The 26746-nt window shown below is 34.2% G+C and carries 26 protein-coding genes; 2 read left to right on the top strand and 24 right to left on the bottom strand.

Annotated features, from left to right (window positions below; translation table 11 throughout):
* Positions 1 to 20: 20 nt before the first annotated feature.
* From NKR20_RS16910 to NKR20_RS16960, 11 genes are all read right to left on the bottom strand, one after another.
* Entirely contained in the window at positions 21 to 629 is a 609-nt protein-coding gene (locus tag NKR20_RS16910; protein ID WP_121213072.1) for a DedA family protein, read from the bottom strand.
* A gap of 471 nt (positions 630 to 1100) precedes the next feature.
* Positions 1101 to 2009 carry an ABC transporter ATP-binding protein gene (locus tag NKR20_RS16915; protein ID WP_121213071.1) on the bottom strand — a complete coding sequence of 303 codons (909 nt, stop codon included), beginning with the start codon at positions 2007 to 2009 and terminating at the stop codon, positions 1101 to 1103.
* Entirely contained in the window at positions 1999 to 3057 is a 1059-nt protein-coding gene (locus NKR20_RS16920) for an ABC transporter ATP-binding protein (protein ID WP_121213070.1), read from the bottom strand. The genes NKR20_RS16915 and NKR20_RS16920 overlap by 11 nt, the downstream gene beginning before the upstream one ends.
* Before the next feature lie 15 nt (positions 3058 to 3072).
* Positions 3073 to 4008, bottom strand: a complete 936-nt coding sequence (locus NKR20_RS16925; protein ID WP_121213069.1) for an ABC transporter permease — start codon at positions 4006 to 4008, stop codon at positions 3073 to 3075.
* Entirely contained in the window at positions 4008 to 4937 is a 930-nt protein-coding gene (locus tag NKR20_RS16930) for an ABC transporter permease (protein ID WP_121213068.1), read from the bottom strand. The genes NKR20_RS16925 and NKR20_RS16930 overlap by 1 nt, the downstream gene beginning before the upstream one ends.
* A 106-nt stretch (positions 4938 to 5043) precedes the next feature.
* Positions 5044 to 6681 (bottom strand): peptide ABC transporter substrate-binding protein, encoded by a 1638-nt coding sequence (locus NKR20_RS16935; protein WP_253427765.1) that lies wholly within the window; start codon positions 6679 to 6681, stop codon positions 5044 to 5046.
* Positions 6682 to 7065: 384 nt separating this feature from the next.
* Positions 7066 to 7974: an ABC transporter ATP-binding protein gene (locus NKR20_RS16940; protein WP_253427774.1), complete on the bottom strand. Its 909-nt coding sequence runs from the start codon at positions 7972 to 7974 to the stop codon at positions 7066 to 7068.
* On the bottom strand, positions 7967 to 9019 hold the full coding sequence (locus NKR20_RS16945; protein ID WP_253427777.1) for an ABC transporter ATP-binding protein: 1053 nt from the start codon (positions 9017 to 9019) through the stop codon (positions 7967 to 7969). Before NKR20_RS16945 ends, NKR20_RS16940 begins: the two co-directional genes overlap by 8 nt.
* A 14-nt stretch (positions 9020 to 9033) precedes the next feature.
* Positions 9034 to 9966 carry an ABC transporter permease gene (locus NKR20_RS16950; RefSeq protein ID WP_281272144.1) on the bottom strand — a complete coding sequence of 311 codons (933 nt, stop codon included), beginning with the start codon at positions 9964 to 9966 and terminating at the stop codon, positions 9034 to 9036.
* On the bottom strand, positions 9963 to 10892 hold the full coding sequence (locus NKR20_RS16955) for an ABC transporter permease (RefSeq protein ID WP_121213064.1): 930 nt from the start codon (positions 10890 to 10892) through the stop codon (positions 9963 to 9965). Before NKR20_RS16955 ends, NKR20_RS16950 begins: the two co-directional genes overlap by 4 nt.
* Before the next feature lie 110 nt (positions 10893 to 11002).
* A complete protein-coding gene (locus tag NKR20_RS16960; protein WP_253427779.1) occupies positions 11003 to 12655 on the bottom strand; it encodes a peptide ABC transporter substrate-binding protein in 1653 nt (550 codons plus the stop codon).
* Positions 12656 to 13111: 456 nt separating this feature from the next.
* On the opposite strand from NKR20_RS16960, the gene NKR20_RS16965 reads away from it, so the two are divergent.
* Positions 13112 to 13885 (top strand): TSUP family transporter, encoded by a 774-nt coding sequence (locus tag NKR20_RS16965; protein ID WP_253427781.1) that lies wholly within the window; start codon positions 13112 to 13114, stop codon positions 13883 to 13885.
* A gap of 26 nt (positions 13886 to 13911) precedes the next feature.
* On the opposite strand, the gene NKR20_RS16970 is transcribed toward NKR20_RS16965, so the two are convergent.
* The 10 genes from NKR20_RS16970 to NKR20_RS17015 form a co-directional block, all read right to left on the bottom strand.
* Entirely contained in the window at positions 13912 to 14544 is a 633-nt protein-coding gene (locus NKR20_RS16970; protein WP_253427783.1) for a FusB/FusC family EF-G-binding protein, read from the bottom strand.
* A 327-nt stretch (positions 14545 to 14871) separates the two neighbouring features.
* Positions 14872 to 15141 carry a CD3324 family protein gene (locus tag NKR20_RS16975; RefSeq protein WP_121213060.1) on the bottom strand — a complete coding sequence of 90 codons (270 nt, stop codon included), beginning with the start codon at positions 15139 to 15141 and terminating at the stop codon, positions 14872 to 14874.
* Positions 15142 to 15422: 281 nt separating this feature from the next.
* On the bottom strand, positions 15423 to 16631 hold the full coding sequence (locus NKR20_RS16980) for a Ger(x)C family spore germination protein (protein WP_366519760.1): 1209 nt from the start codon (positions 16629 to 16631) through the stop codon (positions 15423 to 15425).
* Positions 16632 to 16634: 3 nt separating this feature from the next.
* Positions 16635 to 17732, bottom strand: coding sequence for a GerAB/ArcD/ProY family transporter (locus NKR20_RS16985; RefSeq protein WP_170148367.1), 1098 nt, complete (start codon positions 17730 to 17732; stop codon positions 16635 to 16637).
* Complete coding sequence (locus NKR20_RS16990) at positions 17722 to 19347, bottom strand: spore germination protein (RefSeq protein ID WP_253427787.1); 1626 nt, start codon at positions 19345 to 19347, stop codon at positions 17722 to 17724. The genes NKR20_RS16985 and NKR20_RS16990 overlap by 11 nt, the downstream gene beginning before the upstream one ends.
* Positions 19348 to 19565: 218 nt before the next feature.
* The gene (locus NKR20_RS16995) at positions 19566 to 19784 is read right to left on the bottom strand and encodes a DinB family protein (RefSeq protein WP_170148366.1); all 219 of its coding nucleotides are present in this window, start codon (positions 19782 to 19784) and stop codon (positions 19566 to 19568) included.
* A complete protein-coding gene (locus NKR20_RS17000; protein ID WP_121213056.1) occupies positions 19745 to 20080 on the bottom strand; it encodes a DinB family protein in 336 nt (111 codons plus the stop codon). Before NKR20_RS17000 ends, NKR20_RS16995 begins: the two co-directional genes overlap by 40 nt.
* 23 nt (positions 20081 to 20103) lie before the next feature.
* The gene (locus tag NKR20_RS17005; protein ID WP_253427789.1) at positions 20104 to 20571 is read right to left on the bottom strand and encodes a DinB family protein; all 468 of its coding nucleotides are present in this window, start codon (positions 20569 to 20571) and stop codon (positions 20104 to 20106) included.
* 119 nt (positions 20572 to 20690) lie between these two features.
* Positions 20691 to 21950 (bottom strand): CYP152 family fatty-acid peroxygenase CypC, encoded by a 1260-nt coding sequence (locus NKR20_RS17010; RefSeq protein WP_253427791.1) that lies wholly within the window; start codon positions 21948 to 21950, stop codon positions 20691 to 20693.
* 109 nt (positions 21951 to 22059) lie between these two features.
* Entirely contained in the window at positions 22060 to 22557 is a 498-nt protein-coding gene (locus NKR20_RS17015) for a hypothetical protein (protein ID WP_253427793.1), read from the bottom strand.
* A 392-nt stretch (positions 22558 to 22949) separates the two neighbouring features.
* On the opposite strand from NKR20_RS17015, the gene NKR20_RS17020 reads away from it, so the two are divergent.
* Positions 22950 to 23345, top strand: a complete 396-nt coding sequence (locus tag NKR20_RS17020; protein ID WP_253427795.1) for a hypothetical protein — start codon at positions 22950 to 22952, stop codon at positions 23343 to 23345.
* Between the two features lie 444 nt (positions 23346 to 23789).
* Here the strand turns inward: NKR20_RS17020 and NKR20_RS17025 are convergent, their stop codons facing one another.
* The 3 genes from NKR20_RS17025 to NKR20_RS17035 form a co-directional block, all read right to left on the bottom strand.
* Positions 23790 to 23948, bottom strand: a complete 159-nt coding sequence (locus NKR20_RS17025) for a YpzG family protein (RefSeq protein WP_121213052.1) — start codon at positions 23946 to 23948, stop codon at positions 23790 to 23792.
* Between the two features lie 80 nt (positions 23949 to 24028).
* A complete protein-coding gene (locus NKR20_RS17030) occupies positions 24029 to 25750 on the bottom strand; it encodes a methyl-accepting chemotaxis protein (RefSeq protein ID WP_253427797.1) in 1722 nt (573 codons plus the stop codon).
* A 151-nt stretch (positions 25751 to 25901) separates the two neighbouring features.
* The gene (locus NKR20_RS17035; protein ID WP_253427799.1) at positions 25902 to 26636 is read right to left on the bottom strand and encodes an urease accessory protein UreH domain-containing protein; all 735 of its coding nucleotides are present in this window, start codon (positions 26634 to 26636) and stop codon (positions 25902 to 25904) included.
* Positions 26637 to 26746 lie beyond the last annotated feature (110 nt).

Genomic DNA, 26746 nt, shown 5'->3' on the forward strand with positions numbered 1-26746 from the left:
AACCCGATCTGCTTTATTTATTACTTTCTCAACTTCTTTTGATAGAAACGAATAACAATGACAAAAAACACAATGGCAATTGCTGCATAGGCAATATTCGAATAGATGTCCATATAATGAACAATTGTTTCCCACTGTTCTCCGACAGCTGCACCGATATTTACTAATACCATATTCCATATTAACGTCCCTAATGTTGTTAGCAAAAGGAAAATACCAAAGTGCATTTTAGCTAGTCCAGCAGGTAAAGAAATTAAACTTCGAATTAATGGTATAAAGCGGCAGAAGAAGACTGTCCAAACTTCATACTTTTCAAACCAAGCATTTGCTTTATGAATATCTCTACTTGTTAATCGTAAAATTCTCCCCCATTTATCTACAAATCGCTCAATACGATGAATTCCTACAATAGCTCCAATTCCATACAAAATAATTGCACCCGCAACAGATCCGATCGTTGAAGCAATGACAACTCCCATAACCGATAAATCGGTTTTAGTTGTCATAAATCCACCAAATGTTAAGATTACCTCTGAAGGAATTGGTGGAAATAGGTTTTCCAACATGATAAGTAGAAAAACACCTATATAACCAAAGTCCTCCATTATGGTTGTGATCCAACTTTCCATTCCTTCTCTCCTTATGTATAAATTATCTCGACACATTAACTATAATGCTACTTTATAATCTAATCCTATTCAAATAGTTTCCTTAGATTTGCATTGTTTGGTTTTTAAATATTTTAAAGTATATGTACGTGTGGAAGTATTCTTTCATTTCCTAAAGTAATTTCTACAAATTTGTATGAAAAAAATAAGCCAACGAATAGTTTTCGTTGGCTCAGACTGTAGACAAAGTCGTTTTCAACGACTTTGTCTACTATTTTTTCTTTATCAAATATTCAAGAACAAAAGCGATATTTAGAGAAAATGTTGATATAGTAATACTTTAACAATACCAACTAATTTTATAAGTAGTGAAAACCACTAAGGAAATATCAAGATTTTGATTATAAATTCCTTTTGTCGACACTCTGAGCCAACGAATAGTTTTCGTTGGCTATAATATAAGACTACTATTTAAAATGATAGGTTCCCCCATTATTTCTTCCATTTTCTAATTTGACTTTCTGAACCGTAGACAAAGTGATTTGGTAAAACTTCATGCACTTTCATTTCTTCGGTAGTTTCCTCATGATTATACGGTATTCTTTGACGTTTTCTTTCTGTTAATGGATCCGGAAGTGGAACTGCAGATAATAAAGATTTTGTATATGGATGAATTGGGTGATTATAAATTTCATCCGCAGAGCCTAACTCTACAATTTTCCCTCTATACATTACAGCAATTCGGTCACTAATATACTTTACCATTGATAAATCATGGGCAATAAATAAATATGTTAAGTTACGTTCTTTTTGTAATTTTTTCAGTAGATTTACTACTTGTGCTTGAATCGATACGTCAAGAGCAGAGATTGGTTCATCGGCAATGATAAAACTTGGGTCTAAGCTTAGCGCGCGGGCGATACCGATACGTTGACGTTGACCACCAGAAAACTCATGGGCATATCGGTTAGCATGCTCACGATTTAATCCTACAGCTTCTAGCAACTCTCCAATACGGTTACGACGCTCTTGTTTATTTTTATAAAGGCCATGAATATCAAAACCTTCTGCGATAATTTCACCCGCTGTCATACGTGGGTTTAATGATGCATATGGATCTTGGAAAATCATTTGCATTTCTCGATTGAACTGTTTCAACTCTTTGCGAGATTTACCAGCATGGATGTTTTTCCCTTTAAATAAAATTTCTCCATCTGTAATATCGTAAAGGCGAATAATAGAACGACCTGTTGTGGATTTACCACATCCAGATTCCCCTACTAGACCAAGTGTTTCTCCCTCATATACATCAAAGCTAATACCATCTACCGCTTTAATAGGATTATTCGAAGGGCCGAAATATTGTTTTAAGTTTTTTACTTCTAGCAATTTATTTGCCATTATTTTCAGCCTCCTCTAAATAGCCTTGGATTCTTTTTTGTATTGCATCTGGAATTGGAATTTGCGGTGCATCTGGGTGTAGAAGCCAAGTTTTCGCATAATGTGTATCTGATACTTTAAACATTGGTGGCTCCATTTCATAATCGATAGCAAGGGCAAATTCATTTCTTGCTGCAAAAGCATCTCCTTTTGGTGGGTGAATTAAATCCGGTGGAGATCCTGGAATTGTACGCAACTCTTCTTTTTCGTTGCTCTTCAAGTCAGGCATCGAACCTAATAGTCCCCAAGTATACGGATGTCTTGGATTATAGAAAATATCATTTACTGTACCATACTCTACAATTTGACCAGCATACATAACAGCTACGCGATCAGCTACATTTGCTACAACGCCTAAATCATGCGTAATGAAGATAATCGATGTATTTCGTTTCTTTTGAATATCCTTCATTAATTCTAGGATCTGCGCTTGAATTGTTACGTCTAGCGCAGTAGTTGGTTCATCCGCAATTAATAGCTTTGGATCTGCTGCTAATGCAATGGCAATTACAACACGTTGACGCATCCCACCACTAAATTCATGTGGATATTGACGGAAACGTTTTTCTGGCATTGGAATACCCACAAGTTCTAATAACTTAATTGCACGCTCTTTTGCTTCAGCACTAGATACATTTTTATTATGTTTTAGAATTACTTCTGTTATTTGTTTCCCTACTCGCATTGTAGGGTTAAGCGCTGTCATTGGATCTTGGAAAATCATCGCTATTTCATTACCACGTACTTTTGACATTTCTTTTTCTGTAAGTGGAACGATATCACGACCATCAAACAAGATTTCTCCACCTGCATAAATTCCTGGTGGTTGTGGAATCAGTTTCATAATTGCATTACTCGTAACACTTTTCCCTGAACCTGATTCACCAACGATTGCAAGAGTTTCTCCTTCATAAAGGTCAAAACTAACGCCACGTACAGCTTTAACAACACCTGCATATGTTTTGAAGTTAACTTGTAAATTATTAACTTCTAGCAATTTCTTTTTCATCGTTTTCACCTTCTTCTATTTACGTAATTTAGGGTCTAATGCATCTCGTAAACCATCACCAACCGCATTGAACGCGAAAATTGTTAGCGAAATAAATAATGCCGGGAAGAATAAACGCCATGGTGCAGAAGTTAAAGCTTTATTCCCTTCAGAAGCCATTGTTCCCCAGCTTGCTGTTGGTTGTGGTACTCCTAGCCCTAAATAACTTAAGAATGACTCTGTGAAAATCGCAGAAGGAATTGTTAATGTCATTGTTACTAAAATTGCTCCTAAAGCATTTGGAACTAAGTGACGCATAATTAAATGTCCTGTACCTGCTCCTAATGTTCTTGCAGCTAATACGAATTCTTGACTTTTAATCGATAGTACTTGTCCACGAACAATACGTGCCATGTTAACCCAACCTGTAATCGATAAAGCGATAATCATTGGGATTAAACCTGGTTCTAGTACAACTAGTAAAATAATAACTACTAATAGATATGGAACAGCTGATAAGATATCGGCAATACGCATCATAATGTTATCAACGCGTCCACCAGCTAAACCTGAAATACTACCCCATAATACACCGATGATTAGGTCAATAATGGCTGCAGTAATCCCGATAAATAACGAAATACGTGCCCCAACCCATACACGAACAAAAATGTCACGTCCTAGATCATCTGTCCCAAACCAATGGGCTGCAGAAGGGGGTGCATTATATATCCCTAATTGCTCACGGTAACTATATGGTGAAAATATTGGTACAAAAATCGCCATTAATACAACAATAGCTAGAATAACAATACCGAAAATCGCCAATTTATTTTGAGAGAAGCGAATCATAACTTCTTTCCAAAACGACACTGATTTATCAGCCAATTTTTCATTTTCATTTGTACGACCACCGACAACTTTAAACATGTCAGGTGAAAGCTTATCAAATTGTTGATGTTGTTGTGTCATTATTTTTTCGCTCCTTTCAATTTAATTCTAGGGTCAATTACACTGTATAAAATATCTACAATTAATACTGCAAATAAAAGGATAATTGAATAGAAAACAGTTGTACCCATGATTACTGTATAATCACGGTTTGTGATACTTGTTACGAAGTGTTTTCCTAATCCTGGGATGGCAAAAATTTGTTCAATAATGAAACTACCTGTTACTACCCCAGCTGTTAATGGGCCTAAGTATGTAACAACCGGAAGTAATGCATTTCGTAATGTATGTTTAAATACTGTAGTCCATTTACCAAGTCCTTTTGCTCTAGCCATTTTGACATAATCACTGCTACTTTGTTCTAACATGCTTGAACGAGTTAACTTAGCAATGAATCCTGCGTGTGTGATAGCGATTGCAGTGGCAGGTAATATACTATAGATAAAACCTTTCCATCCACTTACAGGGAATAAATCTAGTTTAAACGCTAAGAAATACTGCATTAAACCTGCTAAAATAAACGAAGGAATAGAAATACCTAATACTGCTATTGTAGACGACAAATAGTCTGGTAAGCGATTATGGTATAGTGCAGAAATAACTCCCATTAATATTCCTAAACCTACTGAAATTAACATTGCTTCAATCCCTAAAGTTAAAGAAATAGGGAAACTTTCAGCAATAATATCATTTGTTGAACGCCCTTTATATTTCATTGATTCTCCAAAATCTAATGTCACAGTATCGATTAAATAATCCTTGTATTGAACGTACCAAGGATTATCTAATCCATATTTAGCATTTAATTGCGCTTCTATTTGCGGTGGAAAATCACGTTCACTTGCAAAGGGACTACCAGGTGCCATTTGAATTAAGAAAAATGTTGCAGATACGATAATGTACAGAGCAATCAAAATGTATACTAATCTTTTAAAAATATACTTTAGCAAAATCGTCCCCTCCTTATTATAAAAAAATTAATAAGTACAAAAAGCTGCTCTAAATCGAGTTAACTCGATCGAAGCAGCTTTTGTACCATTACAGAGCTGTTAATTATTATTTATTAATATCAACATATTTTAAGTAAATGTTACCAAGTTGGTCTGGCGCCATGTTTTCTACATAATCTTTCTTAACTGAAAGGTTTGTGTAGTAGTAAATTGGTGCGACAGGGAATTCTGTCATAGCAATTGCTTCTGCTTGTTTTAACAGTTCAATACGTTTTGCAGGATCAGTTTCTTTTGCAGATTGTTGTAATAATGCAGCGTAATCAGCATTTTCCCAACCTGTATCATTGTTACCGTTTTCTGCAGAATCAAATTGTTCTAAGAATGAATATGCATCGTTGTAGTCAGCAATCCATCCCATACGAGCTGTATCAAAGTCTAAAGCAGTTAATTTATCTAAGTAAACTTGCCATTCTGAGTTATCAATTTTAACGTTGATACCTAAGTTTTTAACCCAGCTTTCTTGGATATGTTGAGCGATAGCTGAGTGAGCTTCACTAGTGTTAATAGAAATACCAATTTCAATTTGGCTTGGGTCAGTAATACCAAGCTCTTTCATACCAGCTTCAAGAGCAGCTTTTGCTCCTTCAATATCATTATCTTTGAAGTATCCTTCTGAATCTTCAAATCCTGCAACCCCAGTAGGAACCATACCTAGAGCTGGTGTTTGTTCACCTTTAGTAATGTTGTCAATTAAGCCTTGACGGTCCACTGCTAGAGTTAACGCTTTACGGATGTTAACATTTGAAGTGTATTTACCAGTTGTGTTGAACTTGTACCAGTAAATTGCAGAATAAGGTTCGATATTCAAAATACCTTCTTCGTTATAACGATCGATTGCATCAAGTGCAACTGTTCCGAATGGAGCTCCTAAGAAATCAATTTCTCCAGCGTCAAACATTGTAACAGTTGTTGTTTCAGACTCAACCATTGAGATATTTACTTTGTTTAGAGCAACATTTTCAGCATCCCAATAATTTTCGTTTTTCTCTAAAGTAACTGAACCACCATGTTGCCATTCAGTTAATTTGAAAGGACCATTTGTTACATAAGTTTCACCAACTTCTGCATACCAAGTATCATTTGCTTCTGCAGTTGCTTTGTGAATTGGGAAGTATGTTTTAAATGATGTTAATTCTAAGAAGTATGGAGTTGGATTTTCCAATGTAACTTCTAAAGTTTTTTCGTCAACAACTTTAATACCTAAATCCTCTTCTGATCCTTCACCTAAATTATAAGCTTGAGCGCCTTTAATTGGATAAAGAATAGAAGCATACTCTGATGCATTAGCAGGGTTTAATGCCCATTTCCATGCATATTCAAAATCGGAAGCGGTTACAGAATCACCATTTGACCATTTAGCATCACGTAAAGTGAATGTATAAGTTAATTGATCATCACTAATTTTTACATCTTCTGCAGCGGCGTTTACAACTTCACCGTCTTTTACAGTTGTTAAACCTTCAAATACGTTTTGTAAAATAACGCCTGATGTACTATCAGTAGCTAATCCAGGATGAAGTGATGGTGGTTCAGAAGCAATAACTAAGTTAATTTCTTTTGAGCCTTCTCCACCTTTATCCTCTGAAGCACTCTTATCTTCTTCTTTCCCTCCAAAGTTACATGCAGTTAACACTACTGATAAAGCAAGTAACAGAGTAAGAAGGAGAATGTTCTTTTTCTTCATAAAAATTCCCCCTAAATTTTTCGTTAATATATATTTCCCATTTTTCAGAAAACTTTTCTTGGCAAAAATCAACTTTCAGAAAAGTGGACAATTAACATTTATTATATTAACAAAAAGTTTGCAATAAATAAACAAAAAAGAAATTTTTCTGATATATTAATATTTTCCGAATATTATAGGGTTTTTACTTGTAAATAAATTACATCTAAAATACATTTTATGTAAATTATTATACTATTTCAACACTAATAATTATACTTAAAAAATAATTAACAATTTTCTTATTATTCAGAAATATGAGGTATAAAATCGCTCCGTAAAAAAACTGCACCTCCCATGTTAGTAGCCTAACAATTGAGGTGCAGTTTAAAATGATTTTAAGCATTATTTATTCCACTTTTTAATTTGTTCTTCAGTACCATATACAAAATGACCCGGTCTTACTTCATGTAATTTCGCTGTTTGATCCGATTCTTCATGAGAATACGGAATTCGTTGACGCACTTTCTCCGTAAGAGGATCTGGTAATGGAACCGCTGATAAAAGCGATTTTGTATATGGATGAATTGGTTCGTTATAAATTTCATCGGATGTACCTAATTCCACAACTTTTCCTCGATACATTACCGCGATACGATCACTAATATATTTCACCATCGATAAATCGTGGGCAATGAATAAATAAGTTAAATTTCTTTCCTTTTGTAATTTCTTCAAAAGATTAACAACTTGAGCTTGAATCGATACGTCTAAAGCAGAAATCGGTTCATCCGCAATAATGAAGCTAGGTTCTAAACTTAATGCTCGCGCAATTCCAATACGTTGACGTTGACCACCAGAAAACTCATGGGCATAACGGTTTGCATGTTCACGGTTTAAACCAACCGCTTCTAATAATTCCGCAATTCGTTCTTGTCTTTCTTTTTTATTTTTATAAAGACCGTGAATATCAAAACCTTCTGCGATAATTTCTCCTGCTGTCATACGTGGGTTTAATGATGCATATGGATCTTGGAAAATCATTTGCATTTCACGGTTAAACTCTTTTATTTCTTTGCGAGATTTAGATGCATGAATATTTTTCCCTTTAAACAGGATTTCACCATCTGTTATGTCGTATAGACGGATAATTGATCTACCTGTTGTAGATTTTCCACAACCAGATTCACCTACTAAACCTAGCGTTTCACCCTCATAAACATCAAAACTTATTCCATCAACTGCCTTGATTGGATTATTAGAAGTACCAAAGTATTGTTTTAAGTTCTTTACTTCAAGTAATTTTTTAGCCATTTCTTTGTGCCTCCTTCAAATAACCTTCAATTCTACGTGAAATTGATTCAGGCACTTCCACTTTCGGGGCATCTGGATGTAGTAACCATGTTTTTGCAAAGTGTGTTTCTGACACTTGAAACATTGGTGGTTCCATTTCGTAATCAATAGCTAAAGCAAATTCATTTCTTGGAGCAAAGGCATCCCCTTTTGGTGGTTGAGTTAAATCCGGTGGTGAACCAGGGATAGTTCTTAATGCTTCTTTTACATTATTTTTTAAATCTGGCATGGAACCAAGTAGTCCCCATGTATATGGATGTTTTGGATTATAGAAAATATCATTCACTGTACCATACTCTACAATTTGACCCGCATACATAACCGCTACGCGATCAGCTACATTTGCTACAACACCTAAATCATGCGTAATGAAGATAATCGATGTATTTCGTTTCTTTTGAATATCCTTCATTAATTCTAAGATCTGCGCTTGAATTGTTACGTCTAGCGCAGTAGTTGGTTCATCCGCAATTAATAGCTTTGGATCTGCTGCTAATGCAATGGCAATTACTACACGTTGACGCATCCCACCACTAAATTCATGTGGATATTGACGGAAACGTTTTTCTGGCATTGGAATACCAACAAGTTCTAATAATTTTATTGCTCTCGCTTTTGCTTCTTCTTTTGATACTTTTGTATGTTTTAAAATTACTTCCGTTATTTGCTTCCCTACGCGCATTGTTGGATTTAATGCAGTCATTGGGTCCTGGAATATCATTGAGATGTCGTTACCACGTACTTTTGACATTTCCTTTTCACTTAATGGAACTAAATCTTTTCCATCAAATAAAATTTGACCCTCCGCATAAATACCAGGTGGCTGTGGTATCAGTTTCATAATCGCATTACTCGTAACACTTTTTCCTGAACCAGACTCCCCTACAATTGCTAAGGTTTCGCCTTCATATAAATCAAAGTTCACTCCACGAACAGCTTGTACAATGCCTGCATATGTTTTAAAGTTTATCTTCAAATCTTTTACTTCTAGCAATTTTTTACGCATTTTATTCACCTCTTTTATTTACGTAATTTCGGATCAAGTGCATCTCGTAAGCCATCACCAACCGCATTAAATGCGAATATCGTTAGTGAAATAAACAATGCTGGGAATAATAAACGCCAAGGTGCTGACGTTAAGGCTTTGTTCCCTTCAGAAGCCATTGTTCCCCAACTTGCTGTAGGTTGTGGTACCCCTAAACCTAAGTAACTTAAAAACGACTCTGTGAAAATCGCTGAAGGAATCGTTAATGTCATCGTTACTAAAATTGCACCCAATGCATTTGGAATAAGATGCTTTTTAATTAAATGCCATGTATTTGCACCAAGAGTTCTAGCAGCTAATACATACTCTTGGTTTTTAATCGATAAAACTTCCCCACGAACAATTCGAGCCATATTAATCCATCCTGTAATAGATAAAGCAATAATCATTGGTAATAAACCTGGCTCTAATACTACAAGTAGAATAATAACAACAAGTAAATACGGTACTGCAGAAAGAACATCCGCGATACGCATCATAATGTTATCTACACGTCCACCCGCAAGACCTGAGATACTTCCCCAAAGAACACCGATGATTAAATCAATAACGGCAGCTGTTATACCAATAAATAAAGAAATACGCGCCCCTACCCATACACGCACAAAAATGTCACGTCCTAGATCATCTGTACCAAACCAGTGACTAGCAGAAGGTGGTGCATTATATATCCCTAACTGTTCTCGATAACTGTAAGGTGATAAGAAAGGAACAAAGATGGCCATTAACGCAATGATTGCTAAAATGACTATTCCAACTATCGCAAGTTTATTTTGTCGGAATCGTAGAAACACTTCTTTCCAAAACGATACAGATTTAGCAGCAAGTTTTTCATTTTCTTCGGTGCGAGTTCCTACAATTTCAAACATTTCAGGTGAAATCTTATCATGTTGTTTTGTTACCATCATTTTTTCGCTCCTTTCAATTTAATACGTGGATCAATGACACTATATAAAATATCTACGATTAGTACTGCAAATAAAAGAATAATTGAATAAAAGACTGTAGTTCCCATAATAACAGTGTAATCACGGTTAGTGATACTAGTAACGAAATGCTTACCTAAACCAGGAATTGCAAAGATTTGCTCGATGATGAAACTTCCTGTTACAACTCCAGCTGATAGTGGTCCTAAATATGTAACAACCGGTAATAATGCATTTCGCAATGTATGTCGGAATACTACTGTCCACTTACCAAGTCCTTTCGCCCTTGCCATCTTGACATAATCACTATTCTTTTGCTCTAACATACTTGCTCTTGTTAATTTTGCAATAAACCCTGCATGTGTGATAGCGATTGCAAAAGCAGGTAGAATACTATAAATAAAGCCTTTCCATCCACTAACCGGGAATAAACCTAATTTAAAGGCTAAAAAGTATTGCATCAGTCCTGCTAAAATAAATGAAGGTACCGATATCCCTAGTACTGCAATAGTAGATGAAATATAATCTATAGCACGATTATGGTAAAGTGCCGCAATTACACCCAATAAAATACCCATTCCAATAGATAAAATCATGGCTTCAATACCTAAACTTAAGGAAATTGGGAAACTTTCTGAAATAATATCATTTGTTGAACGTCCTTTGTATTTCATGGACTCACCAAAATCAAAGCTGATTGTGTCAATTAAATAATCCTTATATTGGATATACCACGGATTATCCAATCCATATTTCGCATTCAATTGTTCTTCTATTTGCGGTGGAAAAGCACGTTCACTTGCAAAGGGACTACCAGGTGCTAACTTCATTAAAAAGAATGTAGCAGTGACAATAATATAGAGAGCAATGAGAATATAAACTAATCTTTTAAAAATATACTTAAGCATACTTTAGACCCCTCCTCTTTCTATTAATATTAATCGTAAAAAAGGCTGCGATAGATCGATTTACTCGATATATGCAGCCTTAAGATCATAACCTTTTTTTAGTTAATAGATTACTTTTTAATGTCTACATATTTTAAGTAGATATGACCAAGGATATCTTGTTCCATACCTTCAACGTAATCTTTCTTAACAGATAGGTTTGTATAGTAATAGATAGGTGCTACAGGAAATTCTGTCATTAAAATTGCCTCTGCTTGTTTTAATAAATCTAAACGTTTAGCAGGGTCTGTTTCCTTATTTGATTGCTCAATAAGAGATTTGTATTCTGGGTTTTCCCAACCTGTATCGTTGTTACCGTTATCAGCAGTTGCATACATTTCTAAGAATGTGTAAGCATCGTTGTAGTCTGCAATCCAACCTAAACGACCGATTTGGTAATCTAATGTACTTAGTTTATCAAGGTATACTTGCCATTCTGAGTTATCAAGTGTTACTTCGATACCTAAGTTTGTGCGCCAGCCCTCTTGGATAAATTGAGCGATAGCTGAGTGAGCTTCAGATGTATTGAATGATAATTTGATATTTAATTCTTTTGGATCAGAAAGACCAAGTTCTTTTAATCCAGCTTCTAAAGCTTTTTTCGCTTCTTCGATGTCATTATCTTTGAAGTAGCCACGGTCTTCTTCAAAACCAGAAACCGCAGTTGGAACCATACCTAATGCAGGTGATTGTTCACCTTTTGTTACGTTGTCAATTAAGCCTTGACGGTCAATTGCAAGTGTTAATGCTTTACGAATGTTAGCATTAGACATAACTTTATCTGTTGTATTGAACTTGTACATGTAAATTGCTGCATAGTCTTTAATGCTTAAAACGCCTTCTTGTTGGTAGCGCTCAATAGAATCTAATGCTACAGTTTGGAATGGTGTACCTAAGAAATCAATTTCACCTGCATCAAACATAGTTGCAGCAGTTGTTTCAGATTCAACCATACCAATGTTTACTTTATCTAAAGCAACATTTTCAGCATCCCAGTAGTTAGCATTTTTCTCTAAAGTCATTGAACCGCCATGTTGCCATTCAGATAAAACGAATGGTCCGTTTGAAACATATGTTTCACCTGCTTCAGCAAACCAGTTTTCGTTTGCTTCTGCTGTTGCTTTGTGAATTGGATAGTATGTTTTAAATGCTGTTAATTCTAAGAAGTATGGAGTTGGGTTTTCTAAAGTAACTTCTAAAGTTTTTTCGTCTACTACTTTAATTCCTACATCTTCTGCAGAACCTTTACCTTCATTGAAAGCTTGTGCGCCTTTAATTGGGTAAAGAATTGATGCATATTCAGATGCATTTTCTGGAGTTAATGCAAAAATCCATGCATATTTGAAGTCTTCTGCTGTTACAGTATCACCATTTGACCATTTAGCATCACGTAAAGTGAATGTATAAGTCAGTTGGTCATCGCTGATTTTTACATCTTCAGCAGCAGCGTTAGTAACTTCACCGTTTTTATAAGTTGTTAATCCTTCAAAGATATTTTTTAATACACCGTTTGAAGTACTGTCTGTTGCAAGTTGTGGGTGCATTGATGGTGGCTCTGAAGTTACAACTAAATTTAGTTCTTTTGGACCTGAAGATGTTTCTGTAGATTCATTTCCATCTTTTGAGTCTTCTTTAGCAGGCTCTTCTTTGTCGCCGCTACAAGCTGCTAATACTAGAGTTAAAGTTAGTAACATTAGCATTAAAAGCCAGTTCTTTTTCTTCATGTTTTTCCCCCTCTTTCTTTGTTTCCCTATTTTCTGAAAATAGGATTAACAACATCATCATAGCAAAAAAAATTTCACAAATAAACTAAAAATTTACTTTTCTACGAAAATTTTTAGTATTCTCTATATTAATATAATTCCTTGATATAGTAGCATTTTATCTAACTATCGATTTAAATTGCTAATATACTAAAGCGATTAAATACTATATTTTAAGTAGTTATTATTATATCAATATCTCATAAATTATCAGAAAATTGTATAAATTAGTATAAAAGTATTATTGATTTTTAATCTCATTTATGGGAATAAATGTTACTTAAAATTTGAATAATAAATTTTTTTATCTTTTATTACAAAAATATTACACCCTCTAATTGATTTAGAAACTTATTTACTTTATCCCACTTTTTCGATAAGATTTGTCTGTTCATCCTAGAAAGAGGGTCATAATAAATGCCACTTGATTTAGATTTATCAATCATTCTCATATTATTTCTTTTTGGATTTTTAGCAGCATTTATAGATTCCGTTGTTGGAGGGGGCGGGTTAATCGCTTTACCAGCATTACTATTTACGGGTTTAAGTCCTTCTGCAGCAGTCGCAACAAATAAACTTGCTGGCTCAATGGGTTCTTTAACAAGTACCATCACTTTTTATAAATCGGGGAAGATAGATTTAAAACCGATTGCAAAACTATTTCCTATTGTTTTTATCGCTTCTATGATTGGGGCGTGGATTGTGCATTTAATGGACCCTACTTTATTAAAACCATTAATGCTCATCATGCTTGCTCTTGTTGCAGTCTATACAATTTTCAAGAAAGATTGGGGCAATATTTCAACCTATAAAAAGTTAACAAAGAAAAAATATATAGGTTTTATTTTCTTAGTTTCTGCTATTGGATTTTATGACGGATTCTTAGGTCCCGGAACAGGATCGTTTTTGATTTTTTCCTTTTTGCTGATTGGTTTTGACTTTTTAAAAGCTGCTGGAAACGCAAAATTTTTAAACTTCGCCAGCAATATTGGGGCTCTTGTCATGTTCCTTATGTTAGGACAAATCAATTTTATTTACGGATTTACGATGGGAGTAGCACAAATTATTGGGGCAATTGTTGGTTCTAAGTTTGCAATCAAACGAGGAACGAACTATGTTAGAGTACTATTCATTGTTGTGACAATCTCATTATTAGCAAAAAATACTTACGATTATTTCACTAACAATTAATTATGATCAGGGAAACGATTCCCTGATCATTTTAAGTTTCCTACAAATTCATAAAACTTCTCAATTTCTGTTAATGCTTCGTTACAAGTCGAACTATCTTCACAAATATAATTTCCACGTTTCGTATAAGTTCCTAGAGTCGTACCCGATTTAGATACCATTAACATACCGACTTTAGAATGTCTGTTGCACACGCTACAAATACCCATTTTCTCCGAAGTACTATAAACGCCACGCACACCTTTTAAAACTCCTTCTTCACGATATACGATATATTTTCGATTTGTACCCGAATCGAACCAGCTTAAATAAGTGATTTCTTTCCAATCGATATTCTCAAACTTAGGCAGTTTTAATTTCTTATCTTTCGGAAATAGCTTTTTTATTTCGCTGTCTGTCGGTCGTTCAAAAGGTTTAACGTAAACTTTTATGTCGTTAAAAAAATGTTCCATCTGTTCTTTTGTTTTTAACTCAAACATGGGTTGTAAAATTAATTGCTGTTCAATATCTGCAAAAGTTAACTGACTATTAATTTCTTCTTGAGCAAGACCTTGAACAGCTTGGATAACGTTTGGATCTTTCGATGATGTATGGGCATTAAATATTTTTTTTGCTTGTTTTTTCACGATTTGATATTGCACTGTAGACAAAAATTCCATAAAAAACAACTCCTTCTGCTCTAGAGTATAGAAAACAAGGGATAATCGCAATTGGATACATTTTTTTAAATTAAACTATACCTAAAGTTAGTTTTGATATAGTTAGGTTAAGTATTTGGATTTTAATACAACTAACCGAAAATGAAATGGTGAACTTGTATATTTCTTCTACCGTTTTTATGAAAGTCACTACTTGCCGCTTTCCTCATCGTTTTATCCTTCATTCCTATCACAAAGTGCTCTGTCATACGAATAGCAACTCAACTTCTCGCTACTATATAAAATCCAATAAAAAAATCGCCTCATTTTACATGAGACGAGCATATGTTAAACGCATTTTTTGTAAACTATCTTTTTAATCGTTTCTACAGATAAGTGATAGTTTTCAGCTAATGTTTGAAGGGACTCTCCTTGTTGGTAAAGCTGCTTGATATGTGCGTTTCTTTCTTGCAATCTTTGCCTTTCACCAGTTAACGAGCCCCACTGGATTCGCTTCTTTTCTGGTTTAGGGATGTAAATTAAATCCCCTTGAACATATTGTTGAATTTGTTCTAAAAGTTCTTTTGGTAACACCTCATGTGCATTCACGTAACGCATTGTCATTCTCCTTTTACTTTTGTGTTTTAAAAGTTAAAGGGCAAAGCGTTATGAATAACATGACGATGTAAGGCGATGAAGCTATATTACCTCACGCAAAGTATCGCCATATTATTCACTGGCTTTGCATGAGTTGTTGCATAAGGCGACAAACGTCTTGTCATTCTTATCACATCCTTAAATTGGTATATACCTTAGTATATCGCGTAACGAAAAAAAATCGAGAGAAAACTCATTCCAGTTTTCCTTCTATTAAATAATAGGTCCTAAAAAATCTCTTCTTATCTATATTCCATACCCGTCCGAATAATTTCACATCGAACCTTTACTTCCATGTTTAGTTGTTTATAAATCTCGTACCATCTATCTATCGTCTTGACCTCTTCACTCCAATATTTTGGAAACTTTGCACGGACTCTTGCACCAATCCCAAGAACATCTGATTCATTTTCTTGCCACTTTTTAATAACCTGATTGTATTTTTTAGTGGCGATATTCGATGCAAGTTCTTCTATTTCTTCTACCCTATTATTCGTTATATTTTTCACATTGGATCTTTCTGCTATATTTGAATCGATCTTTACATTTATTTTTATACTTGGTACATTTTCTTCAATTTTTATATCGATATCCGAATCTCGCTTGTAAGATTCAAGAATATACATTCCACCGTCATCAGAAGAAACTGCTAAACCATAACCACCACGATTCTCTCCCTTCATTCCTAAATAAACCCCTATTTCGAAAGGAGACATTGTTCCAACCATCTTATCATCTTTAAAATAAGCTAGACCATCTACTAATATTCGTTCTTGTTCAATCAACCTTACATAGGGGAGTGCACCATCCACCCCAACGTCAGCTTCGTCTATCCAAAACTTACCCAAATACTCCCTAGGTAATTTCCCAAAACGCATGGCATTCTCTAATGTGTCTGATAAATATAATGCGGGGACGGTTTCAATTGGTGGAGCCGCTCTTAACACATCTTCCGCTTTACCCGTTGACACAACCATCCACGATGTTCTTCTTACTTCATATTCACGTTTTAAAAAATCATTAATATCATCTATTCCTTTTTTGGCAACATCTTCATTTACGATGGTAATTTGAAGATGACCTAAATATAATTTTTCAGCAAGTTGTTGCTGTAAATTTGCCATTCCATCTTTCATTGAAAAGCCAGTTGTTTGTACTACCCATGACGTTTCATCAGAAGTACTTTCTCCTCCGCCTTCTGGACCTAGCTTTATTTTTCCTGGAACAGCCAATTGAGCAGTTATCTTATAAATACTTTTCTGTTCACCAGCATGTGTATCTTGGTCTCGATAGGTAATTTCAGGAATAGTAAAACCTTCAGCTTCTTCATCAATAACATCTATTGCTAGCCCTAGAATATTCGCCCGTTCTTCAAGGTCATAACGATCCCAACAACCGGATAAAAAAAGAGAAGCCATGAGGAGAAAAATAAACTTTTTCGTTTTATTCACTTTTCAAATACTTCCCTTCATGCGTCTGAATTTCGCAATTGCTAATAAGAAAAATACATACACAAAATAAAACATTACACTGCCTGTCCAGAAGTAACTCAGAAACGTATAAACATCGTAAATATCTTTAGGAAATAAAGCGATAAAAAAGGAGATCATTAATGTTACAAAAGAAATGAAGCGATACTTAGTTGTATTTAAGATTTCTGCTACTCCACGTACAACGATAAAATAATAGGAAAGAAGCGTTGTAAAAACAGCGAAGATCCACGAAATAATAAAAATTGCATCAATACGCGCAAGAATCTCCCCTGGCACCTCTACCATTCTCGCTAAGATAAGTGTTGACCAAAGCATTTCTTGTATTTTTATTTCACCAAAAATACCTAGAGAGACTATGACTAACAACAAAACAAAAAAAATGCTCAGTAGAAATCCCCAAATACCAGCAGAAACACATTTTTTAGGATTTTTTAAGTACGGAATCACCATGGATAGGATGTAATAATTTGACACAGCTGCCATTATTACGACCGCTCCTGACATAAATTGTGATAACGTTACCTCATTACCTGTTATTGGTAATAAATGATAGTACTCGATATCTTTAAATGAAGGTAAAAGCACCGATAACAACGGACTAACAATCATAGGGAAATAAAATAAGTGAATATATGCAAAGGACGATACATTACCAAAATTTATAATTGCGCATAGAAATAACATTGCAAAGATAGAAAAATGAATTGGAGTATCCGGTAGCAATCCCCCGACTAGAACTTCTGCAAATTGCCTTGTTTCTAGTCCTATTAAAATTAGTGCAGCAATTAAAAACACTACCATAATAAAAGTCCCAAACACTTTCCCTATTAACACCTTACTGTACCCAACAAAAGTGTGATTTGGAAATCGTCTCCCTAAATAAAGAAGCCCTATCAAACCAATAAGAGTGATTAGAATACCTACAAGACTTGCTAATGGAGCCGCATTACCAGCTTTTTCAACTACAAATCTTGGTAATGCTAACATCGAAACCCCTAAGATCGTGCCTGCGATAATAATTGCAAATTGTACAGAGGTAATGGAATCACTATGCTTCATCTTTTTTACCTCCATCATCTTTTAAGAAATTATGTGATGCTTTATCCTTTACTCGTCCTCCAACTCGTTTTTTATTTTTTGGATTTATTTCTTTTGGACGTTCTTTCAACCAATTTAACGGTGCTCTCACGATTGAATCTTTTGCTGTCGATAAGTTTCCTGGCGAAAAAGGTATCATATATGGCACACCTAGTGAACGCAAACTAATCATATGGTTAAGTATCAAAATAATACCTACAGCTAATCCTAATAAGCCAAATGTCCCCGCTAAAATGATTAAAGGAAAACGTAACATACGAAACGCAGTAGCGACATTGTAAGAAGGAGTCGCAAATGAACCAATTGTGGATAACGCGATAATTACTACCGTAATTGGACTAACAAAACCAGCTTGAACCGCAGCTTGCCCTACAACTAAAACCCCAACGATAGAGAGTGCTCCACCAACTTGTTGCGGCATACGAATCGTTGCTTCACGTAAAATCTCCATCGCAATTTCCATTAATAATACCTCCACAAAAACTGGAAATGGTACACCATGCCTACCGCTCGATGCTGCAACGACAAATCCAGAAGGAATTAGCTCTGGATGGAAAGATAAAACCGTTACATAAAAAGAAGAAAAAGTAAGTGAGAAAAAGAGTGCTAATATCCGAATTGCTCGAATAGCAGAAGTGATTAACCATCGATCATAATAATCCTCACTCGTTTGATAAAATTGGTTAAATGTTGCAGGTGCTATTAATGCAAAGGGGCTACCTTCTACTAATATTGCCACACGACCTTCTAAAAGGTTCCCGACCACTTTATCTGGACGTTCTGTATTTAGTATTTGTGGAAATGGCGACCACGGATTATCTTGAACAAACTGTTCGATATACCCTGCATCCAAAACACCGTCAATTTGAATAGCATCAATTCTCTTTTTTATTTCTTCTATTAACTTTTCATTTGCAATATCTTCTAAGTAACAAACTGCCACTTTTGTCCTTGTTCTTGCTCCCACTTCTGTTTCTTCTATACGAAATTCAGGAACCGGCAAACGATATCTTAACAAAGCAACATTTGTAGAAATCTGCTCTATAAATCCATCTTTCGGACCCCGAACAACTCGCTCTGTTTCTGGTTGGTCAATCGCTCTTTTCTCTTGTTTAATTGCATCAAAAAGAATTGCTTGTTCAACACCTTCTATTAGTACAATAACTTTTCCAATTGTGATTGATTGAATTAAAGTTGATACATTGGTTTCTTTTTCGACATCGGCATGATAGATTATTTCTTTTTCTAATATTGCAGGTATTAAATCAGCATTCGTTAGTCCTATATTTGAGTTTTGAAGTGGTTGAATAATATCTCTTTCAACTTCTTCCCTTTCTACTAGAGAAGCCAGACAAAGAAGTGCAGCTGATTTCCCCCCAACATTAAACTCTCGTAGAAGAAAATCCATATCATTTTTAAAAATTTTGTAAAAATACTCTATATTACTTTTTAAGTTTGATGAAATTCTTTTATCTTCGTTTTCAATCATAATTTCACTTTTGGGAATCGTTTGCTTGGGTTGTTCTGATTTCGTTCTTTTTCTAAAGAACGGTGACATAGTATCACCTACTTTCATGTTGTTAGAACAAATCAGGAATAGTATGTTTCGTGAAAAATTTCCCATACATAAATAAAAGGCAATCATGATTTTTTACATCATAATTGCCTTTCCTATAAGTTGTTTTCCGTTACAGACGAAGGCTGGTGCTACTCCCGCAGAAATACACGTTCACTAACGAACAACTAAATGGTTCTTATATTCATTTGTAAGTTTAACAACTGAAATTCTAAAGCTTATTTATTTTCCAATGCGATTTTTATATGTGCTAGATGGTGACGAATATGCCAAGCACAAAAACCAATTGTTGTAGGAATGGTTTGTTTCCCTGTTACTGGATGAGAAAAAATTTTGTTAAGTTGCTCTTCCGTTAGATTTTTTAGTAAATACGAAAAACGCTCATGAATTCCTTCTATTATTTTAATAGATGCAGATAATGGAACCTCTGAATCCACCAATGAGCCCACTCATTTTCCTCGAAAGGTTTAATGATTGGAATATCCTCCGTTAAAGCTAATTTAATTCTCGTGTAATAATTAATTTGACCATCTGCTATGTGGTGAACTAATTGTTTAATCGTCCACGCACCTTCGCGATAAGTTAATTTTTGCTCTTCCTCATTTAAGTTCCCGACAACTTCATTTAGAAGTGTAGGAAATACTGTTATTTCATCAATCCACTGATTGAGTTCATTTTTTGAAATTTCTTCAGTTACTTCAAAATGACCAATTGGATATTTAATGTTGTCCACTATGTTCACTCTCTTCTTGTAAGTTATGAAGTGCTTAATACTTTTTCAATTTGTTCAAAGTGATGTTCATCATGCTCTTTAAAACCTAATAAATAGGTATACAGAGTTAATGATGAAGTCCCTATATTAAACTCCTTTTCCCACATTTCAACAGGAATGTTATTAACAGCAATAATCAACTTTCTTCTATTTAATATAAAATCCTCAATAATTTCATCCTTTGTTTTCATTTGGCTCAAAGTAGCAGCTTGTTGATTGATTTCATTTTCATCAGGACTCTTTGGTAACGCCTTATCTTGGAATAAAAAGGGCAATCTTTGCTCTATTAAAAATTGATCCCACGGTGTTAAATGACCGATAATTTCAGCGATTGTCCATTTACCTTCTGCAATTGGTGTTCTCCATTGATTTTCTGTAAGTTCTTTTAATCTTTTCACCCAATCAATAGAATTCTCAAAGTGGATTAATAAGTTTTCTTTATTTTTTAACAAGAATTTCAACTCCTAAACTTTTCCCTTTGATTACTTGTTCGATGTATAAGTTGAATTTCCTTTTGTTTGTCGAAACAAAAATAAGCAGACATTGATGATTTACCAATGTCTGCTTTACTTTATTGGGCACTTACTCTTCGAATATTTTTTAAAATAATTTTACTTTTCGGTATGCTTGGAATATCGTCCAATTCTAAATTCAGGTCTTGTTCAGGAACTTCATATTCCATTTTATTAACGAGATAGTCTAACCCTATTTTCATTAATTTAATTGTAATGCCTTCCCCCGCGCAACGGTGACCTAAATAATAATCTCCCCCACCTTGAGGAATAAAGCTAAATGGTGTCCCTTCCCAGTGAGCAAACCGTTCAGGATTAAACTCATCGGGATTATCCCAAATTTTCGGGTCGTGATTGGTACCATATAGATCTAATAGGGTTAGCGTCCCCTCTTTAAAATGATAGCCATTCCAAACGAAGTCTTTCTTTACTTTTGCCGCTACAAAAGGAAAGAATGGGTAAAAACGTCTAACTTCTTGAACAAACATTTTTGCATAATCCCTATACATTTTCAGTTTTTGTTTTTGATCTGGATATTGAAGTAATGCAAGCACCGTAAAGTTAATATAAATAGAAATTGCCACAATTGGTCGAAGCATATTAATTACTTCAACTGTTGCTGTTTCAACATCTAATAACTCTCCGTTTTTATCTTTATAAAGGGAGAATTTATGCATGACAGAGTCTTTTGGAAAACTTACCTTTCCTTCACGCGTATCTTGGATATGTTGTTGGATGATTTTCTCGATTACATTACGCAACGTTCTTCCCATCCAATGGGCAGGGCCAATTGCAGCTGGTGATTCAAACATTGCCGCAAGTTCTTTAGTCATTGTTTTTACTTCTTCTTCATGTAGAGGCGCACCAATCCATTTAAATGCTACTTTACATAAAAGCTCTTTTACCTCTTCATATAACTCTATTTTGTCCATCTTCACCCATTTATCTAGTGACTTCTCCCACTGTAATTCTGTTATATCAAGCAATTTATTGATTTGCTCAGTTGTCATGACAGACATTAATAATTCTTTTCTAGTTCGATGTTCTTCCCCATCTAATGTTTGTACACTGTTCTTACCAAATAAAGTTTGAACAATTCGATTTGGAGCAGCATCACTTCTTTGGAATTTGTCCTCATCATAAAAGAGTTCTGCTGCTTCGCTTCCTACCAAACAAATTGCTTTCTTTCCCAATAATCTTGTTTCAAAAATATCAGATTTTAATTGTTCTCTACGATTTACAATAAATCGATATCCTTCTTTTAAAAGGCTTAGACTATGATCAAGTCCTTCTTCACGTGGCATTTGATTGTCCACCATTTTCACCTCTTTTTTTATTCTACTTCTATTCTTTCTATAGAGTTTTTACTTTATTCTAAAATCCATATTTGTTAAAAATAAAAAACCACCATATTCTATGGTGGCTCAGCTATACTACCATTGAGTATTCTTTTGCGGAATCAGCAAATAAATCAGCTAATAGACCTTCATACTCTAATGTTAAGTTTTCGATATTTTGTAAATCAGACGGTGAAATTAAAGACAATGGTTTTTCGAAGTCGATTAATTCTCCCTCTTTTAAAACTCTCGCAACAAATTCTGAGCAAAAATATGCATTTTTGCGATGAAGTGGCTTATTGATGATAAACGAAATAATTCCTAATAAGTTATATCTATATAAATCCTTTTCCTTCTCAATTTTATTAATAAACGATCGCATTTTTCCAAGTTGCTCTTCCGTTACATTACAACTATAAATCGCACATCGAGCATTAAGAAAAAGTCCTTGACGTACATCTTCATATACAAAGCCACCAACGAAAGGATTGCGAGGTTTTTTACGTCCAAAACTATATACTTCCATCATCTGCTCATCAAACACAATAGAAGCATGATTATATGGCTTTTTTGTATATAGCTTAATCATCTTCGTAAACATAGTGCCAGTGTCTGTAAATAATAAGTATATTTTTTTCCTCTCCATAATAATTCCTTTCAACTTAGTCTTTTAATAAAAATATAAAAGATTCGTAAGTCTTTGGTAACCAACTAGGGGTAGAGTTTTCTATCGGTCTAGAGGCTTAGATTAACCCCAAAATATAAATTGAATAAGGACAGTTTTAATTGATAGTTGAATAGGAACTTTAACATAAAGAAAGGGAATATACTAGGTTAAACGATAAAATTTAATTTTTCTTAACATATTTGTAAATAAAATTTCTTATTCTTCCATTGCCTATATATTCCTTATAGGACTTTTTTCTTTTATAATTAAAAATTTAATTAGTAATATTTTCTAAAGATTGGAGGAAAATACTTATGAAAATCGACCGTGACATAATTTCTCTAGAAAAGGCCATTGGAAAAAGTGATTATTTACAAGCTCGTAAAATAATCGAACTAAATGAGAGCAAATTTAAAAAGCCACATATCCGTTCTAAATTAAGTATGGAAGCATTAACTTTAGTTAATTGCGTTCATGATTTTAACAATGAAAAAAATGATGAATTATATTCGAGGGAAACACAACTAATCATCCGTCATATTAATAAACTAGCTTATAATTGCGAGTTTTCAGAGATAAAACGATTCACATTTTTACAAAAGGATCTATTATCTAATCCTAAAATCTATAATGCTTTAAGTTCGGATGCCAAAGCATTAATAGCACCGCCTACTAGTGAAATGGAACAAAATTATTCAGTGTTGAACTAATTTATGGATAGGAGCTTATAGATAGTTAATATGGAACTGGATATCGAACATTAAAATCGCGGCTTTACATATTGTAAGCCGCGTAAATAATATATGTGATATTAACAAAAAAACCCGGAAAGCTCCGGGTCATGATTCACTGAAATCTTCATGATGCATTACCACTGTCTAGCTTTAGATTCACATCTCAAAATTTGGTTTTGGAATGATACTTCCATTAGACCATTTCGAGACTTTTGAAACTTCTGCTTACCCCAGTTTCGGTGATTCTTCAGAGAATTTGAGCCAAAAGGACCCTTCTTACCCATTCGATAACACCCCTGTTCATCATGTTTGATTCCATTGTGAAATCTTTTTTAGTATTAATCATCTCATTCATTTTATGCATAAAATAACCCGGAAAATTCATTCCGGGCATGCGCTTCACTGAACCACCATGATGTACTAAAGCTGTCTAGCGTCAAAATCACCTTTTCTCAAACGTTCATTATGCGGTGTTATTTTCGTTTCACCGTTCATTTGAGATTTTTGAAATTTCGGCTTTTCCCAGTTTTTGTGAGTCTTATCTGAATTCGGATCAAGGATTCCCTTTTTACTACCCATTGATAACACCCCTTAATTCATCATGTTTGATTCCATTTGTGAAATCTTTTTTAGTATCAAACAATAAAACTGTTCTATACTTAATTTTTTTCATACTTAAATTGGCCAACCATCGTTTCTAGTTGTTCAGACATTTCACGTAATTGTTCTATTGATGCATAAACTTCCTCAGTTAACGCCAATTGTTCTTCAGTAAGTTCCGCAAAATCGTTTGTTTTGTTAGTGGATTGTTGGGCAATCTCATGGACTTCATGGATAATTTCTACGATTTTCACACTACCTTGAGAAAGCTGGGCAATGGTCTTATTTACCTCTTCAATTTGCTCTGTAACAACATGAATTGCATTATTAATCTTATCGAAAACCTCACTGGTATTGACCATTACGATTGTGCCTTTATCAACTTCCTGATTACTGTTAACCATTGTTTCCATGGCATCTTTTGTTTTCATTTGTATTTCTTGAATTAAACTTGCAATACGGCTTGCAGCATCACCTGATTGTTCCGCAAGTTTTCGAACTTCTTCTGATACGACAGCAAATCCTTTACCATATTCACCTGCACGTGCAGCTTCAATGGCTGCGTTTAATGCAAGAAGATTTGTTTGGTCCGCAATATCTGTAATCATGACAACAATTTCATTAATTTCATTGGATTTTTCACCAAGATCTTTAATTACTTCAGATGAGTGATATTGTGTACTTTTAATCTGTTCCATCTGTTTGATTGCATGTTCAAGCTGTTCTCTTCCATTAATGGACGTTTTAGTTGCAAATTCCGAAGAGGATGAAACTTCTTCTATATTTTTTGAAATTTGTAAAATCTCATTTGACATTTCTTTAATCGTATCTGCTGCATTGGAAATGATATCAACTTGTCGATTAGCACCATACATGATTCCTTGTATTGCTTCTGTTAAGGTTTCGGTCATATTAGTGTTATGCTCAGCTGTCATAGACATTTCCTCAGAGGATAGCGTTAATTTTTGGGAACTATCATCAATTGTTCGAATCATATTTTTTACATTGTTCACCATATCATTAAATGTATTTGTAAGTTCGCCTATTTCATCTTTTCGTTTTGTTTCCAAATGAACAGTAAAGTCCCCTGTTTTAACTTTACGCATTTCTAAAGTTAATCGTTTTAATGGGCGGTTAATCATTCTAACAACGAAATAAATGACACAGATAATCACTAGAAGTACAACAATCGTATAAATCATTAATTCACGTTTCTTATCATTCATCAATTCATAAATATGGTCAGCATTATAATCGGCACCAATTAAACCAATCATCTCTCCATTAGAGTTTCTAATTGGAACATATGCAGATACGTTTGCCCCATATTCTTTATCATACGTGAGTTCTCCTACTTGCGTTTCACCAGTTTTAAACGTATTGATTAATGCCTCATATTCATTTTGCTCAACTTCACCGAGACTCGATGCATCATCTGAGTCTAATGGTAATCCATCAACAACATAATAGTATTCGGAAGAACCATCGTCATTCTTTTTACTTTTCATAGTATAAAGGTAATTTAAACCATTCATTTTTCTAATTTCATTTAGTTCTTCACGTAGTTCATAGTAGTACTCGGTTTCTTCAGTTGTAATTTGCTCAAACTGGTTTACATCAATTTTAGAAACAACATTTTCAGCTATAATTTTTGCTTGTGAACTAATAGAATCTACTACAAGTTTTGTAGAAGATTCATAAATTGAATAACTTATAATTAGTGTAGAAATAATAAAGATTGATGAAAAAATCACAAGCATTTTTGTTTGTAAACTTTTCATAGATACCTCTTTTTCTGTAGACTTTTTTTCCTAAAACCTTTTCTTCACAATCAGACTTTAATATTATTATGAATCTAACAGTAAGAAAATTCCATAAATAAATTCATAAAAATGTATCGTTTTTTTAAATCTCTATACTAGTCTAAATTCATTAAAACCCCCAGTAAGTTAACGTATCGAAAAAGCCTATCGTCACAAGTAATACCCCAGAAAGTCTATGAACAACTGCCCCGATTCCTTTACTTCTTTTTAGGATAAGTCCTTTCGCATCGAACGCTTCAATAAGTGCAAAAATGACTAGTAATGGAATAGATGTTGCTAACCCAAAAACTGCTGGTAAAACAAAGCCATAGGATGTAGTGACCACTGTTGGCATAAGCCAGACGAAAAATAATACAAACATTGTTGGACAAAAGGCAATAGAAAAACTAGCACCTAATAGAAAAGATCCTAGTTTCCCTTCTTTCATGACGAGCGGAATTTTCGTAGTTAAACGATCTATGAATGTAAACTTAAAAACCCCTAATAACATTAAACCCGTCATAATTAACAGTGGTCCAATAATTTTGCGGAATATTGGAAAATAATTTGTCATTTCACGCTCAAAAACTTGTCCAAAAATCCACGCAAACCACCCAATCAAACTAAATACAAAAACTTTTCCTAAAATAAATGAAGCTAATTCTTTCCAAACATTTTCGCTTCGAATTGTTCGATATCCATAAAAGGTAATTGCACTTATATTACCCGTTAACTGACATGGCGCAAATGCACCAATTAATCCCAATAGAATGGCTATAATTAAAGGAGAATGCTCATAAGAATTTAAAAATGTAGAAATTGGTTCACTAAAAAAATTGCTTATCTTTGAAAGCAAATTGTACATAAAATTAACCCCTTCCCACACTAACAATACTAGCTTGCAAATAATTTTAAAAGTGTAACCGGGAACACTTTTCGCCTAATTCCATATTTTATATTGAGGAAAGGAGCGGA

The sequence above is a fragment of the Ureibacillus endophyticus genome (assembly GCF_024159215.1).
GTDB classification, from domain to species: Bacteria; Bacillota; Bacilli; order Bacillales_A; family Planococcaceae; genus Ureibacillus; species Ureibacillus endophyticus.